Source organism: Amycolatopsis sp. NBC_00438 (genome assembly GCF_036026695.1).
GTDB lineage: Bacteria > Actinomycetota > Actinomycetes > Mycobacteriales > Pseudonocardiaceae > Amycolatopsis.
In genome coordinates this window covers 1,258,785-1,273,902 of sequence record NZ_CP107923.1, presented here as the reverse complement: position 1 = coordinate 1,273,902, position 15,118 = coordinate 1,258,785, and the positions used below count along the sequence as shown (strand labels likewise).

At 67.7% G+C, this 15,118-nt stretch carries 12 protein-coding genes and 1 pseudogene; 8 read left to right on the top strand and 5 right to left on the bottom strand.

Going from position 1 to position 15,118, the window contains the following annotated elements; translation table 11 throughout:
- The first annotated feature begins 63 nt into the window (after window positions 1–63).
- The 3 genes and pseudogenes from OG494_RS06100 (at window position 64) to OG494_RS06090 (ending at window position 4,402) form a co-directional block, all read left to right on the top strand.
- Window positions 64–561, top strand: coding sequence for a MarR family winged helix-turn-helix transcriptional regulator (locus tag OG494_RS06100; protein WP_328452782.1), 498 nt, complete (start codon window positions 64–66; stop codon window positions 559–561).
- A 770-nt stretch (window positions 562–1,331) separates the two neighbouring features.
- Window positions 1,332–3,773 (top strand): annotated as a pseudogene (locus tag OG494_RS06095) (PHP domain-containing protein).
- A complete protein-coding gene (locus tag OG494_RS06090) occupies window positions 3,770–4,402 on the top strand; it encodes a GNAT family N-acetyltransferase (RefSeq protein WP_328452780.1) in 633 nt (210 codons plus the stop codon). The pseudogene OG494_RS06095 and the gene OG494_RS06090 overlap by 4 nt, the downstream one beginning before the upstream one ends.
- A 181-nt stretch (window positions 4,403–4,583) precedes the next feature.
- Here OG494_RS06090 and OG494_RS06085 read toward each other — a convergent pair whose 3' ends face one another.
- On the bottom strand, window positions 4,584–5,414 hold the full coding sequence (locus OG494_RS06085) for an SDR family NAD(P)-dependent oxidoreductase (protein WP_328452778.1): 831 nt from the start codon (window positions 5,412–5,414) through the stop codon (window positions 4,584–4,586).
- A 40-nt stretch (window positions 5,415–5,454) separates the two neighbouring features.
- Window positions 5,455–5,817, bottom strand: a complete 363-nt coding sequence (locus tag OG494_RS06080; RefSeq protein ID WP_328452776.1) for a nuclear transport factor 2 family protein — start codon at window positions 5,815–5,817, stop codon at window positions 5,455–5,457.
- Window positions 5,818–5,895: 78 nt separating this feature from the next.
- On the opposite strand from OG494_RS06080, the gene OG494_RS06075 reads away from it, so the two are divergent.
- The gene (locus OG494_RS06075; RefSeq protein ID WP_328452774.1) at window positions 5,896–6,690 is read left to right on the top strand and encodes a MerR family transcriptional regulator; all 795 of its coding nucleotides are present in this window, start codon (window positions 5,896–5,898) and stop codon (window positions 6,688–6,690) included.
- Window positions 6,691–7,012: 322 nt separating this feature from the next.
- Here the strand turns inward: OG494_RS06075 and OG494_RS06070 are convergent, their stop codons facing one another.
- Window positions 7,013–7,357: a hypothetical protein gene (locus OG494_RS06070; protein WP_328452773.1), complete on the bottom strand. Its 345-nt coding sequence runs from the start codon at window positions 7,355–7,357 to the stop codon at window positions 7,013–7,015.
- Between the two features lie 181 nt (window positions 7,358–7,538).
- Between OG494_RS06070 and OG494_RS48310 the strand changes: the two genes are divergently transcribed.
- From OG494_RS48310 to OG494_RS06050, 4 genes are all read left to right on the top strand, one after another.
- Window positions 7,539–8,012 (top strand): tetratricopeptide repeat protein, encoded by a 474-nt coding sequence (locus OG494_RS48310; protein ID WP_442874385.1) that lies wholly within the window; start codon window positions 7,539–7,541, stop codon window positions 8,010–8,012.
- Window positions 7,948–8,106 carry a hypothetical protein gene (locus OG494_RS06060; RefSeq protein WP_328452770.1) on the top strand — a complete coding sequence of 53 codons (159 nt, stop codon included), beginning with the start codon at window positions 7,948–7,950 and terminating at the stop codon, window positions 8,104–8,106. The genes OG494_RS48310 and OG494_RS06060 overlap by 65 nt, the downstream gene beginning before the upstream one ends.
- 684 nt (window positions 8,107–8,790) lie before the next feature.
- A complete protein-coding gene (locus OG494_RS06055) occupies window positions 8,791–9,186 on the top strand; it encodes an RIP homotypic interaction motif-containing protein (RefSeq protein WP_328452768.1) in 396 nt (131 codons plus the stop codon).
- On the top strand, window positions 9,183–11,501 hold the full coding sequence (locus OG494_RS06050) for a tetratricopeptide repeat protein (protein WP_328452766.1): 2,319 nt from the start codon (window positions 9,183–9,185) through the stop codon (window positions 11,499–11,501). The genes OG494_RS06055 and OG494_RS06050 overlap by 4 nt, the downstream gene beginning before the upstream one ends.
- Before the next feature lie 31 nt (window positions 11,502–11,532).
- Here OG494_RS06050 and OG494_RS06045 read toward each other — a convergent pair whose 3' ends face one another.
- Both OG494_RS06045 and OG494_RS48305 read right to left on the bottom strand, forming a co-directional pair.
- Window positions 11,533–12,738, bottom strand: coding sequence for an McrC family protein (locus tag OG494_RS06045; RefSeq protein WP_328452764.1), 1,206 nt, complete (start codon window positions 12,736–12,738; stop codon window positions 11,533–11,535).
- Window positions 12,716–15,094 (bottom strand): McrB family protein, encoded by a 2,379-nt coding sequence (locus OG494_RS48305; protein WP_442874466.1) that lies wholly within the window; start codon window positions 15,092–15,094, stop codon window positions 12,716–12,718. Before OG494_RS48305 ends, OG494_RS06045 begins: the two co-directional genes overlap by 23 nt.
- Window positions 15,095–15,118: the final 24 nt, after the last annotated feature.

Genomic DNA, 15,118 nt, shown 5'->3' with positions numbered 1-15,118 from the left:
AACGCGATTCGTTGTGTCCAAAATAGTTAGCTTGCTAGTTACTACTATGCTAGAGTACTGCTCGTGGAAAAGATCGGCAACTCGCCGCCCAGCTTCGCCGAGGCCAAGGAAATCATTCAGGCCGCCGAGCACCTGTTCTTCGTCGCGCGCAAGGCGCGATCGGCGGGTGCGGACAGGGACGCGGGACTGACGTTGCCACAGCTGACGCTGCTGGAGCCGCTCATCGACGAGGCCGAGCAACCGGTTGGCAGGCTCGCGACGGCCGCAGACGTCACCATCCCCACCGCGACGCGCATGCTCAAGCAGCTCGAGGCCGCCGGAGTCGTGGTGCGCGAACGTTCGCTGGAGGACGAGCGCAAGGTGCTGGTGAGCCTCACCCGCGACGGCCGCACACGCCTGCGCCGGATGCTGGCCCAGCGCCGCGCCCGGCAAACTCGCGCGCTTGCCGCCTTCAGCCCACGCGAACGGAAACAGCTGGTCTCCTTTCTGCGCAGGCTTTCCGCTGTCGTCGAAGAGATCAACCGATCCGGCACCATTGAGACACAACGTCTCGTAGAATGAATGACGTGAGCTACTCCGACGATCCGCGGGCGACACGCAGCCGCGAGGCGATACTCATCGCGGCCACCCAGTTTCGCCCGGCCTGAGCACCTCTTGGTACATCGAGGACTGCCGGTGTCGCCCGGCACGTCGTCGATCCGCATCGGCAGGCGCCGCTCCCGGACCAGCCGGTTTTCGATGCTCGCCGCATAGCGGCCACCCAGCGCAACGACCGTTTCGTCACCATAGGTGACCGCGGCCAGCGCTCGGCGTGCTTGAGCCACCGGGTCCCAGACCACGAAGGCGCCGGCGTCGTGATGAGTCACCGGCTCGAGCAGCCTCAGCACCGTCATCGCGGCCTCGCGCCGGTCATGGGCTCCGGCAGCGTAGACCGCCTCGACCAGGACCCGGGTGCGAGATGGCCTCATCAGCGAATCCTTCTCGAAGGCGGCCGACCCCAGCGCGCCACAGTAACTTCCTCCCAGGCTCCGGGGACGAGAATGGAGGCGCGGCTGCACGCTCTGGTAACCGTCCGTGAAGTCCGGGCAGTGTGTCGCTGTCATCGCGACAAGAAGCCGACACCGGCAGCCGCCCGCACACCCGGAGCAACCCGGTGTTGCATCACACATACGCTGCGTAGGCGCCTCAATTGAGAACAGTGGCGTGAGGGCTCTGCGCTGCGGGGGCCTGGTCAACCAGATAGTGAGTTAGACCGGCAGCGGTTGACTCCGCCATCATGAGACCTACAATCGAACACCCGTTCCCCTGACGGCGGCGGCTGCCAGCGGGAAGTGACTACGCTGTCTTCCCCACGGCGACCCGAGCACGACAGGGTGGTACCGCCAGTGGGAACCCGGCACACAACCGACCGGTCAACGGTCAGACACGAACCGTCTCTCCAATTCAACAACCCGAACGTGCCCTGGTCCGAAGTCGAACGGGTCGCCTCCGGGCGAGCACCCGTCCTCGGTGATGGCAGCGACTCCCCCGCTTGGTCGCGCAAGCGCGACGGCTACGCCGGCGCCCCGCCGGACCTACGCGACCGCCGCGGCCGCGACGACGGCGGCGAACGCCTCCGCGCGCCCTACGCGGAGCTGCACGTCCACTCCAACTTCAGCTTCCTCGACGGCGCCTCCCACCCCGAAACCCTCGTCGAAGAGGCCGCCCGGCTCGAACTCGACGCCCTGGTGCTCACCGACCACGACGGCATGTACGGCGCCGTCCGATTCAACGACGCCGCCCGCGAACTCGGCGTCCGAGTCGGATTCGGCGCCGAACTGTCACTCGACCTGCCCGCGCCGCAGGCCGGCGAGCCCGATCCCGCCGGGTCGCACCTGCTGGTGCTGGCCCGGCAGCAGGAGGGCTACCACCGACTCTGCCGCGTCATCTCCCACGCCCAGATCGCCGGGGGCGAGAAAAGCCGCCCCGTCTACAACCTCGAAGAGGTCATCGACGAGCTGGCCGGGCACGTCGTCGTCCTCACCGGCTGCCGCAAAGGCCGCGTCCGCCGCGCCCTCGCCCAGCACGGCCCGGCCGTGGCGCGGGCCGAGCTGGCGCGGCTGGTCGACTGGTTCGGACACTCCCACGTCGTCGTCGAGCTGATCAACCACCGCCAGCCCCTCGACGACCACGCCAACGACCTGCTCGACGAGCTGGCCCGCGAGCTGCGGTTGCCGACGGTGGTGTCGAACAACGTCCACTACGCCACCCCCGCCGACGCCCCAGTCGCCGACGCAGTGGCCGCGGTGCGGGCCCGTCGGTCGACCGAGGAGTTGGAGGGGTGGCGGCCACCTTCGGGGCAGGCGTTCCTGCGCTCGGGGATCGAGCAGCAGCGCCGGTTCGAGCGCTCGGCCTCGGCATGCTCTCTGCCCTGCACTACATGATCGACCTCGTCACCGAACACCACGACACCGTCGTGGACATCGGCAAGCTCGACCTCGCCGACCCGGCCGTCTACGACATGCTGTGCGAGGCCGACGCGGTCGGGGTGTTCCAGGTCGAGTCCCGCGCTCAGTTGGCGACGTTGCCGCGGTTGCGGCCGCGGAAGTTCTACGACCTCGTCGTCGAAGTCGCCCTCATCCGCCCCGGCCCCATCCAGGGCGGCTCCGTGCACCCCTACATCCGGCGCCGCCGCGGCGAGGAGCAGTGGCAGCACTCGCCGGCTCCCTGGACCGCACGCTCGGGGTGCCGCTGTTCCAAGAGCAGGTGATGCAGATGGCCGTCGACGTCGCCTCCTTCACCGGCGCCGAAGCCGACCAGCTCCGCCGCGCCATGGGCGCGAAGCGGTCGAGTACGAAGATGAAGGCGCTGATGGCGCGATTCTTCGCCGGCTGCGCCGCCAACGGCCTCGACCGCGAGCTGGCGACCCGGATCTTCGAGCAGATCCACGCGTTCTCCGGTTACGGCTTCCCCGAAGCCCACTCGATGTCGTTCGCGCTGCTGGTCTACGCATCCGCGTGGTTCAAGCGCTACTACCCGGCCGCGTTCTGCGCCGGGCTGCTGCGCGCCCAGCCGATGGGGTTCTACAGCCCGCAGTCGTTGGTCGCCGACGCCCGCCGCCACGGCGTCCGCGTCCGCGAGCCGGACATCAACGCCAACCTCGCCCACGCCACCCTCGAACCCGATCCCGAGAGCACCGGCGGCGTTGCGCTTCGCCTCGGCCTGGCCGGCGTCCGGCACCTCGGCAACGAGGTGGCCGAGCAGATCGTCACCGAACGCCACGCCCGCGGCCCCTACACCGGGATCGGGGACCTCACCGGCCGCCCGGGCACCTGCCGGGCCTCGTTCCCGGCCTGGATGCCCCTGCCCTGCCCGGCATGACCCGCTTCGAGGTCACCGCCGCCGACCTCTGGGCCACCAGCGTCTCTCCCGACTCCCATCCCGTGCAGTTCCTGCGGGAGATGCTCGACGCGCGCGGCGCGATCACCACCGCCGCCCTCGCAGGCGTCGAGGACGGCACCCGGGTCTGGGTCGGCGGCGCGGTCACCCACCGGCAGCGGCCGGCCACGGCCGGCGGGATCACGTTCCTCAACCTCGAGGACGAGACCGGAATGGCCAACGTCCTGGTCTCACCCGGGCTGTGGCAGCGCCAGCGCGTGGTCGCCCGTGCCAGCGCCGCGCTGCTGATCCGCGGTCAGGTCCAGGCTGCCGACGGAGTCGTCACCCTCGTCGCCGACCGGATCGAAGCGCTCGACCTGTCGATGGCGACCGCACCGTCGCGCGACTTCCGGTGACCGCCGGCCAGCCCGCCGTCGGCGGTCCTGTCGGCGGCCCCCGATCCGGAGCGCGCGGCGAATACGGCGACCTGATCCCCCTTCGCCCCGGCACCGGCATCCCCGCTAAGTGCCTGCGCGGGGAGTTCCTCGTCTACTACGGCATGACCCGGCCTTTCAGCCATCGCTACCGGCTGCACTGCACGCTCTGCGAAACTTGCCGACGAGTTGAAGCCTGCGATCCCAGCGAAGGGCGCCTGTCCGAATGGGCTCAGCTCGACGTCACCGTCCGGCACCTGCCGGCCGCCGCACCAGAGCAGGGACTGGTGCTCGTCGCCCATCCCGCCGCGGCCGGGGCGGAGCCTGAGCGGACCGAGCTGCAGCTCGACGGCGCCGCCGCCACCACCGCAACCGTCAGCTGTTGTGCGGCTTGCCGCACCGCGAGTCTGGACTACGTCCATGTCGTCGCCGCGTACCGGCGCCTCGGCTACGGCCGCACCCTCGTCGCTGCGGCTCACGCCGGCGCACCCCAGTACCGGTGGACCGCGCCGCTGCCTGACGGTGTCGTCGCGCAAGCCTTCCGCGCCCGCATCCAGTATCCGAAAACGGGCGCGCCGTGTGTCCATCGGGAACATCGCGGCGGCCACTGATCATGGTGAGCAGGTCCGCCGCCCTGACACGCGGGAGACACTGCAGGGTCCCGATTTCGATGGCCCTTTCTCTAAGATCTTGGCCCCTGATGGCCCCTGGGCCATGCGCTCTGGGATTGATCTTGCCGGCTCACCGATGGGCCGATCGAGTGGGACCTGGCGACTCACCGGAGCCGATAGGCTAGAAGTCCGTGCTGCGTGAAAGCTTCTCGTTGGCGCGTAGCTCCACGAGCGCGTTCTCGTGCATCGCGGTGACGACGTCGTAGCCGGAGTTGCCGAGCACGATCCGTCGCGGCGGAACGGGTGCGTTCATCGCGCTGATCACGGCCCGCACTCCCCGCACGGGATCGCCCTCTTGCTTGCCGTTGTGGTCCACGAACGCCGCCTTAACGCTCTCGACCATCGGCACGTAAGCGTCGACGACCTCGTTGACGGGCTGGTCCTGGAAGCCGGCGAAGGCCTTGGTGCGGGTTGCTCCCGGCTCTACGACGAGCACCCGCACACCGAACGGCTCGACCTCGAGCCGTAGCGTCTCCGACAGTCCTTCGACCGCGAACTTCGCCGCCGAGTAGTAGCCGAACCCCTGCGCGCTGACGAGGCCCGCCACCGACGACATGTTCACGATCCAGCCGCCGCCGCGTGCCCGCATACCCGGCAGGACCGCACGCACCACGTCGACCACGGCGAACAGGTTGAGGTCGAACGTGCGGCGGATCGTCTCGTCAGGGGCCCCTTCGATCGAGCCGAACCAGCCGCGGCCCGCGTTGTTGACGAGCACGTCGATTCCGCCGAACCGCTCCTCCGCCGCCTTGACCGCCGCACGCACCTGCTGGGCATCGGTGACGTCGAGCTCAAGAACCAGCACGCGGTCGCCGTAAGGCTCAGCCCATTCCCGCAGCTCAGCGGGCCGACGCGCGGTCACCGCGACTCGATCGCCCTGGTCCAGTGCGGCCTCGGCGTAGACCAGACCGAACCCTCCGGGCGTCCCACCAGTGATGAACCAAGTCTTCATGATTTTTCCTCCGTCGAAGATTGAGATGACATGGGTTCGGTCAGGCCGCGTGGTTGGCGATGACGAGTTCGGCGATAAGGTCGTCCCGCACCGTGAACCGGTAGTCGAGTTCGGCCACGCCACCCGGGAACGTGCCCTCGAGCCGCACGGTCACCACCCAGTGGGTGTCGTCGACGCGGTGGGCGCCGATCTGTTCGGTCGTGTACTCGAACTCGGACCCGGCGTCCCGCAGGAACGCGTGGATCTGCTCCCGGCCGCGGAAGGTCTCGTCCTGGTCGACGACGACCGCGTCCCCGGTGAGGAACGACGAGGCGGTGTCAGCGTCGCGGACGACGTGGGCGGCGAAGAACTCGCGCACGGTGGCCGGAAGCATCTCGGACGGGAGATCGGTGTGCTGTGTCATGAACCCATCGTGTGATCTCGCCGCGTGGGAGGGTCAAGCCGTGGACCCTCCCCCAGGGAGAGAGTCCAGAATGGAGCGGTGCTGAGCATCGGGGAGTTCTCGCGGCTGACCCACCTGAGCGTGCGGACCCTGCGCCGGTACCACGAGGCGGCCCTGCTGGAACCCGCCGTGGTCGACGAGACCACCGGTTACCGCTACTACGCGCTCGACCAGATCCCGGCCGCGCAGGTCATCCACCGGCTTCGCGAACTCGACGTCCCCCTGAATGATGTGCAGCGCATCCTGCGGACCTCCGACCCCGGTGTCCGGGCGGCCCTGGTCGCGGACCACCTGCAACGCCTCGAAGACGTGCTCGACCGCACCCGGGCCGCGGTCGTGTCGCTGCGGCGCCTGCTCCGGCCCGACCCCGCGCCGATCGCCGTCGAACTGCGGGCGGAGCCCGCCCGGACGGTCGCGGCGGTGGAGGCCGTGATCGGCGGTCGCGACGTGGCGGCCTGGTTCGCCGGCGCGATGGCCGAACTGGAAGCGGCCGTCGGCGCCGCCGCGACCGGACCGCCGGGCGGCTGCTACGACAACGCCCTTTTCGAACAGGAGCGCGGTCACGCGCTCGTCTACCTGCCGACCGCCGCGCCACCCCGCACCGGACGCGTGCACCCGGCGGTACTTCCGGCCGCGGAACTGGCCGTCACCACCCATGCCGGCGAGCACGACGGCGTCGAGGTCACCTACGGCGAACTCGGGACCTGGGTGGTGGAGAACGCGATGTCGGTGGCTGGGCCGGTGCGGGAGGTCTACGTCGTCGGCCCCCGTGACGCGAGTGATCCCGCTGCGTGGCGCACCGAGATCGGCTGGCCGGTCTTCCGCGTCACCTGAGGCGGTCGGCGCCGGGGGGTGGAACAACGCGGCGTACGCCTTGATCGCAGGCTCACTGCAGAGGTTAGCCTGGAGCACGTTCGCGTCGGCCGGGGCTGTCGCCGTCGCGGACGAGATCGACCAGCCAGGCAACCCGCTGCGAAAAGCATCCCCTGGTCTGCCGCGGCGGACAGGAACTTCTTCGCCCCGCCGGCAAGCAGTTCCAGCAGCAGGCGGGGCACTCGGTTGACGGTCTGGGTGCGGGCGTAACCGAGTTCGTCGCGGTGATTAGAGCCGACAGAAGCCATACCTGGGGCACGTCGGCGCTCGCACGCACTGTCGCTCACCACGAGGCATCGTCGGCCGCGCGAGTGTCGGCGAAGTCGATGAGCGCCTGGTGTAGTTCGGCGACGTGGACGTAGCGCAGCTCCACTGCACGGTCGTGAACGCGGGTGACAGCCTCGACGACGGGCCCGTCGATCGTGACCCAGCCGTCCTCGGCCCGCGGCTGGCGCCAGCGACCGAGGTCGCTGTTCACCCGGCCGAGGTAGTCGCAGTACAGGGCATCGCCGAGCACCTGGTCGAGTGTGGTGATCACCGGGTCGAGGTCGACGATCTCGAACCCGAATCCGCGTTCGGCCGACGCCTCCTCGACGTCCAGCTGGGGCAGGGTCACATCGTCCGACACGGCATGTGCGGATTGGGTGCGCGTGCGGTGGGGGCGGTGTCTGCGGGCGCGGTCCGGCGAAGACGGGCGCTGTCGGTGAACATCTCGACTGCCCAGTGCCCCATCTGCGAGGTCGGTTTCAGCAGCGCGCCCACGATGTCCCCCGTTCCCGAGCTGGTTGGATGCGTCCTTCCCCGTCAGTGTGGGAAAGACCGGCCGGGTAGCGGCGCGCAAACCGAGGCAACCACCCGAAAGGGCGGAGCCCTTGAAGCAAATCACTACTTATGAAGTCGGTCTCACGATCAGCAGAGAGCTGGGCGACCGCTACGGCGAAGGCATCGCGTTGAACAATCTCGGGCTCGCGTTGCAGGAGGTGCGGCAGTTCGAGGAGGCGATTACCGCATACCAGCAGGCTGGCGTTATGTTTCGAGAGCTGGGTGATCGCCAAGGCGAAGGCGGTGCTTGCACCAATTTCGGGGTCTTGTTGCGGGAAGTGCGCCTGTTCGACGAGGCGATCACTGTCTTCCAACAGGCCAAGGATCTTTCTAGAAGCGGGCGATCGCCACGGAGAAGGCCGGGCACGGGACAACCTTGGACGCGCGCTGCAGGAGGTGCAGCAGTTCGACGAAGTCGTCCGGGTCTGGCGCGACGCTGTTGCTGCCTTCGAAGATGCTGATGACGACGAGTCGGCTGCCCTGGTGCGGCGTCGACTGACGACGGTTGGCCGTGACGAAGAATCGTCATCGCCCGAAAAGACCACTGGTCAGTAGTTTGGCGTCGACCGGCTCGCGGACCCACGCCTGGCGGCAGTTCGACCGGAGGGAGAACGATGCTGCGAGCTCCGTTGAGGGGTGCTCGTTGTCCATTGTCAACATCGGGGCCGGCGCCGTCGACGGGACCACAGCCCCGCTCAGCATCGCGGCCTGCCCGGCACCGTGCCGGCAACGAATTCGCCCGGAACACCCACGACGGTCGACGTCCGCTACGTCACCAAGGATCGCCAGTGAGTGATGAGTGATGAGTGATGGCCCAGTGGCGCAACCACCGCCTGGCCGGAGGCAATGCGTGGGACTTCTTCCCTCGCTCGTGCTTGAACTGATCGAGGCGTCGTGCTTCGTTGCATCGTCAGCCCGCATGCTCACAGAGTTCTTCAATTCAGGTAACGATCGGATATCGCCGTTGTGCGCAGGCGCCTGGACTCGGATCGCAGACACCGCCAAGCCGGGTCATCGAGAGCAGGCACCCCGCGGTGCCTCGAGGGGTGGCGGGCGCCTTCTCGTTCACCAGAGTTCAGGATCGTCGAACTGCTTCACCAGTTCGACGACTTGACCCTACCGACGCAGGCATATCGATCTTGGAAGCCTCGCACTCGGGACTCGGGGCTGGATAGACGTGAGGGCTGACTGTTAAATTCCGTCCCTGATGGTGCGAATACACCCTGGGCGGGAGTGCTGGTGTCTGCTGAGTTGATCGTGAACGCCTTGGTTCTGGGGGCGGCCGCAGGCGCATCGTCTACCGCCACAACTGCGGTAACCGATGCTTATGCGGGAGTCAAGCATGGTGTGAGACGGTTGTTTCGCCGCGCGGCACAGACGGGAGACATCGACGGCGACCCGGACGTCGCAGCCGATGAGCTGTTCGCGCAGGTGGAAACCAACCCTGAGGCCAGCAAAGACCTGCTGACAACTCTTGCTCTCGGCAGCGACGCAGAGCTGGTAGCGACAGCTCGGCGACTGGTGGACCTGGCGGATCAACCCCCAAAGTATGACGTCACGTTGCACGACAGCACCGGGGTACAAGTCGGCGACCACAATCAGATGACGATCAATCCGGGTGAGCCGCGCTCGTGAGCGAACCACCACGCGATCAACGGGTAGTCCACCTCACCGGCGGCACCGGGATCCAGATTGGCTCCGGAAACCAGCAGATCATCCACTACCACGCGCCTGCGAGATCGCCGTGGCCCGTGCGCGTCGGCAGGGTTCCCATGGTTGCCGACTGCTACCAAATGCGCACGGTCGAGGAGCAGCTCGGCGGCACAGCCACGACGGTCATCACCGGGATGGGCGGGGTCGGAAAGACTCAGATCGTCGCCGAGTATGCCCGTAGGTTGTGGAGCGATCCTGCTGTCGACCTGGCTGTGTGGACGACAGCAGCGGACCGGGACACAATCATCGACACCTTCGCACAGGCCGCTCGTGCGATCGGGCAAGCTGCCCCGGGTGATGACGCAGTAACCGGCGCCCAGGCGCTGGTGAACTGGATGGCAACCACAAAACGCCGCTGGCTGGTGGTGCTCGACGACCTGCAGGACCCGGCCGACGTGCACGGTCTCTGGCCACCGGAAGGCGGCAGCACGATTGTGACTACCCGCCGTCGGGACTCTGCCCTGCGGCGCACCACCTGGCAGATGGTGGAGGTCGGCCTCTACACCTCGGGCGAATCACTGGCCTACCTGCATTCCACGGTGACGCAGCCGCATCTGCTCGACGGCGCTGCGGAGCTCGCCTCCGAGATGGGCGGGCTCCCGCTGGCCCTGGCTCAGGCAGCAGGCTACGTACAGGACGTCGAGATCACCTGCGCGGAGTATGTCCGTCAATTTCGCACCGGCCGCGACGTCACGCCGGACGTTCTCCCGGACGAGCACCAGCACACAGTCAAACGGGCATGGGCGTTGTCGGTGGAACGCGCCGACAGGCTGACACCAGCGGCCGTGGCCCGGCCGTTGCTGGAGTTGCTTTCGTTCCTGGATCCCAACGGCACCGTCACGGCGGTAGTGACCACCGCTGTGACCTTGGCCTATCTCGGTGTCCGCGCCAACGCGGCGGTCTCCGCCGAGGACGCCTTGCGCGCACTGCAGATCCTGCGTCGTCTCAGCCTCGCCGAGACCGACCTGGCACAGCCCCACCGCGGTATCCGAGTCCACGCCCTCGTTCAACATGCGACCCGCGCGGAGATCGAGGACGAAAGTCTGATCGCCACCTTCGCCGCCCAGGCCCTGGCCGACTGCTGGCCCGAGATCGAGCAGGACGCCGTCCTCGGGCAAAGCCTTCGTGCGAACGCCGCCGAGCTGCTACGTCATTCCCTCACCCACCTCTGGAGCCGCGGCGGGCACGCTATTTTGCACCGGTACGGCCAAAGCCTGGGCGAAGCTGGCCTCGTCAGCTCGGCCGCGGCGCACTTTGAGAACATGGCCACGACAGCCGCTCAGGTCCTCGGCGCCGACCATCCGTCGGCGCTCACCATGCGCGGTGAGCTGGGAACGTGGCGGGGAAACTCCGGCGATGTCGCTGGCGCGATCGTCGAGGTCGAACGACTGCTCGCAGACCGCGTACGACTCCAAGGGCGCGACGACACCGCCACGCTGGCCACGCGTCACAATCTCGCGTGCTGGCGGGGCAAAGCCGGGGACCTGCGCGGTGCCGTGGCAGAATTGGACAGGCTGCTGGAAATCGAACGTCAGGTTCTGGGTGCTGGTGATCCGGCCACGCTGACGACTCGATACACCCGCGCGCTGTGGCGGTCTTCCGTGGACGGTGCGGACCAGGTTGTCACCGATTTTGAGGATCTTCTCGCCGACTGGCTGCGAGTGCGCGGGGCCAACGATCCTGGGACGCTCACGGTCCGTCACGAGCTGGCGCGTTGCCGTGGCAAAGCGGGGGATCCCACGGGTGCGGTGATCGAGTTCCGAGGTTTGGTCAACGACCAGATGCGAGTGCATGGTGCCCAGCACCCTCACACGCTTGCCGCACGCCACGAATTGGTGGACTGGCAGGGCATAGCAGGAGACGTGACCGGTGCAATCGCCGGTTTCGACAAGCTTGTCGCGGACAGTACCCGGTTGCTGGGAACGGATCACCCTGCCACCTTGAGCGCCCGAAGTGGTCTGTTGCGCCATCGTGCCCGGACGGGCAGTCTGCCCGAGGTCGCACGCGAGCTGGAGCAGCTCCTCGCGGACAGAACACGAGTACTGGGTCCCGATCACCCGGAGACGCTGAACACCCGCGGCAGCCTGGCGACCGTGCGCGGTGGATGTGGTGACGTGGCTCAGGCCGTCGCCGAAACCGAACAGGTTCTGCGAGACCGGACACGCGTGCTCGGGCCTGACCACCCCCACACCCGCGCCAGCAAGGAGCACCTTGAGTACTGGCGCGGTCGGTTGTGAGACGCGCGGCTCGACGTGAGGCCTCATCCAGCTAGACAAGGTCGCCGCGGAGGCTCGCGATCGTGAGCCGATCGATGTGGTCGGCCAGTAACTGAATCTGGCTCAGCAGCTCGGCCGGTTCGGTGTTCAAGTTCAGGTGCCGGACGTGGATTCGGGCACCGAGGCCGGGCAGGTAATGCGCTGTCCCGGTTGCGGGGCCGTGCGCGTAGATGAGCATGGCGTCCGGGACGCCGGCGGCCAGCGCATAGGCCACGGTCTGGTAGACGTTCGGCGCGGCGCCGTTGCCGGCGTCATAGCGGTACTTGAGCTCGCCGACGAAGCGGCATCGACCGCCGGCCCACCGGCTCAGGTCCGGCTGGACGTTGAGTCGTCGCCGGTCGTCCAGGTACAGCTTCGGTGTCTGCTTGCCGACTGGGAAGCCGCGCTCATCGACGCCGAGTGCGCGGCGGAGGGCATTGCGGACGAAGTGTTCGAACACCTCGGACATCCGGATCGCGAACCCCGCCGCCTGGACGTCTCGCGCGGCAAGGTCTGCTTCGGCGCCACTGAGGATGAGCCGAGCCAGTTCGACCGCCGGACGGTAGTGCTGGTTGAGACGAGTCCAGCGGACCGGCGGAATTCGGTGGGCACGCAAGCGCGGTGGTGTGAGACCCGCCAGCGTCATCCGCAACTGCGTGAGGGAACGGCGTGAGTCCTCCGGGTAACCCGGCAGCCTGTGCAGCGTGTCAACGGCTGCCGCGAGCAGCTGATTTTCCAGGATGTCTTCGTCATGTGACTGGTAGGACACCGCGAGTGGAAGACTGCGGCCGGGGGAGGTGCGAAGCTGCTCGGTGAAGTCGATTCGGCCACGTACGGTATGGAGCCGCTCGTGGTTGTCGCGGTACCCCCGCAGCAGCCCGGTACGCAGCGCCGGGTGGCAGAGGTGGGCGAACAGGCCGGCGACGGCGTCGGTGACGGAGTCGGCGGCGGCGAGCTTGGCGTCGCGGGTCCATTGCGGATCGAGGGCGTGGGCGATGAGGAACATGACGCGGGCCACGGGGAGCTTCGGTCGGATGACGATCGCCGTATTCCCGGCGATGGCGGCCCCTACCGTGTCTTGCGGCCGCACGAGGTAGTGATCTTCGCCGGTGTCGGAGCGGGTGACCTGACAGCCAAGCCGGTGGCGTAGCACGTCGATCTCCGCAGGGGTGAGTGAGCAGCTTTTCTCTTCGTACTCACGCAGGTTCAGCGTCCTCATCCGCGCCGGTCACCTCCGCCCGCAACGCAGCCAGGGAGAGGTCGGCCAGCTTGTCTAGGCGGCCGTGGAAGTGGTCGCGCAGCGTCGGAAGGACGGCGTGTTCCCAGACCAGCTCCAGCCAAGCATCGTCGATCGGCAAGCCGTCGCGGAAGAAGTGGCTGGGCCCGATGGCGGCGTCGGGGTCGGCGATCCGTTCATTGGCCGTGGCGACGAGGTCTGCCACCCACTCGTAGCCCGGCTGTTCCTCCTGCAGGTATCGGCGCAGGACCGAGGACACCGGTCCCGACTGAGGATCGAAATCGACGAAGTAGAACCGGCGGCGCAGGGCGCTGTCAAGCAGCGCGATGGAGCGGTCGGCGGTGTTCATCGTCGCGATCACCATCAGATTCGGTGGCAAGTCGACCGGCTCGTCCCGGTACAGCAGCTGCACCTTCTCCTTGCGGTACTCCAGCAAGAAGTACAGCTCACCGAATACCCGCGCCACATTGGCCCGGTTCAGCTCATCGATGATCAGCGCGTACTGGTGGTCCGGGTCCTTCCGAGCTTGCTCAGCGATCCTCAGCAGCGGACCGGTCACGAGACGGAACCCGTTGCCGTCGTGCTGGGGACGGAATCCTTCGACGAAGTCCTCATAGGAGTAGGTCGGATGAAACTGCACCAGCCGCACGCGGTCCGGCGCCCCGGTCAACCACGCCGCCAGCTCACGCGCGACGTGGGTCTTGCCGGTGCCCGGTGAGCCCTGGAAGACGACCTGCTTCTTCTCCAGCAACAGCTGGACCATTTCGTCGAGGAACGACTCATCCAGGTAAAGCTTCGCCGCGAGCTCACTCAGCGGACGTTCGGCACTTCCAGACGCGGCGCCGGAGACCGGACTGTCGTGCTTTGGCTCGGCGGCGGTGAAAGTGGTGCCCGGCAGAGCACCGCTGCCCTGACGCCACCCGCGGAACGCCACGACGTCGGACTCGGACCACTGGTCGGGCGGTTCGTAGGTCATCAGAGCCCACACCAGCGACTGGGCCTCGAGCCGGTCGGTGAGCGGGCTCCCGTACCGGCCGAACGCGTCGATGACCTGGTCGAGGAAGACGAGGAACGTCTCGTACCGTTCCCCGTCGGTCGCCGACGGCTCCGGTTTGGTGTATCCGGTCAGCCGGTAGGCCGCGTCGACCGCGCGCGCCCGCCAGGGGGGAAACCGGACGATGTCGACGGCGGCGAGCAGCACTGAGGCCAGGCTGAGCCGGGCGCCGCTGCCGGCGAGCGCGGTCTCCGGCACCAAGTCGAGAAAACGGTCGACCGACGCCGGCCCGGCGTCGTCCCACAGCCGCGCCAGCGCGGTCTCGCCGTCCTGGGCCTGCGCCAGCCAGCCCATGAAACTGTCCGTCGCGCGCCAGTCGATGAGATTCAGCGCCCGTAGCTTTTGCAGGTCGGTTGGTGGCCCGGCCTGCCTCGCCGCCTTCAACGCTGCGGCGGCGTCGAGCTTATAGCCGCGTTCCTCCTGCTCGAGATCGACTGAACCGCGGAGGTGTTCACCCCACTGCACCAGCGTTTTCCAGCGGCTTTCCTCTCCGAGCCACTCCCACCGGTACGGTGAGCGGTAGAAGTTGGTGACCTCCGCCGGCCCCCAGCCTCCGTTGGGCGTGAGGTTGTTGGCAACGGACGCGAGCCGGAACGAGGGCAGCTCGGTGTCCGGCCCGGCCAGATCCGACCATCGGTTGAGGATGTGCTGGCGGTGCTCGCGGCTCACGACGGGCGCGAAGACGTTAGGGAACAGCAGATGCTCGAGCGAGAAGCGCTGGATCGCGCCTCCGTCCTCGTCGATGCCGTCCAACATGGTCACGAATGCGCGGGGTTCGGTGACCGCGCGCGTGCGGTCACGTTCCAGGAGCTGTTTCAGTGCAGCGACCACGCGGATCAGGTATCCGTACTGCCGCCAGCGGTTGCTGTTGTAACCTCGTCCAGGGCTGACCAAGCCGGACTGCAGCAGCGTGGCGAACTCGGCAGGAACGTCATCGCCGCCACCGGCGAGGCTGAGCACATCCTGCACGAGAGCTGTCTTCTTGGTCCCGCCGATCGTGGTGCTTCGCGCGATGAGCAGGTGCACGTAGAGCAGTTCCGCGGCGAGCCGGACCGCAGCAGGAGGCGACGCCGACAGCTGGCCGCGCAGTTTGGTCAGGAAGCTGTCCTTGCCGAGATCGGGTTGCTCGACGAAGTCGCGCACAAGGATGTCGGCGTTGTCAGCGGTCGAGATGTGGTCGTCGTCGAACAGGCTCGACTCGTCGAGCAGGCAGCGGTCTCGCCATCGCTGGACCACCGCGTACACGGGCTGCACTGACGGGTACGGAATCCGTGTCCGGGTCATGCACCCATGAGAACAGAGGACCTC

Excerpts from the sequence above, each read along its gene's own strand:
- OG494_RS06085 (WP_328452778.1), bottom strand. The coding sequence starts at position 5,414 with ATGAAGACTTGGTTCATCACTGGTGGGACGCCCGGAGGGTTCGGTCTG.
- OG494_RS06045 (WP_328452764.1), bottom strand. The coding sequence starts at position 12,738 with ATGAGGACGCTGAACCTGCGTGAGTACGAAGAGAAAAGCTGCTCACTC.
- OG494_RS06080 (WP_328452776.1), bottom strand. The coding sequence starts at position 5,817 with ATGACACAGCACACCGATCTCCCGTCCGAGATGCTTCCGGCCACCGTG.
- OG494_RS48305 (WP_442874466.1), bottom strand. The coding sequence starts at position 15,094 with ATGACCCGGACACGGATTCCGTACCCGTCAGTGCAGCCCGTGTACGCG.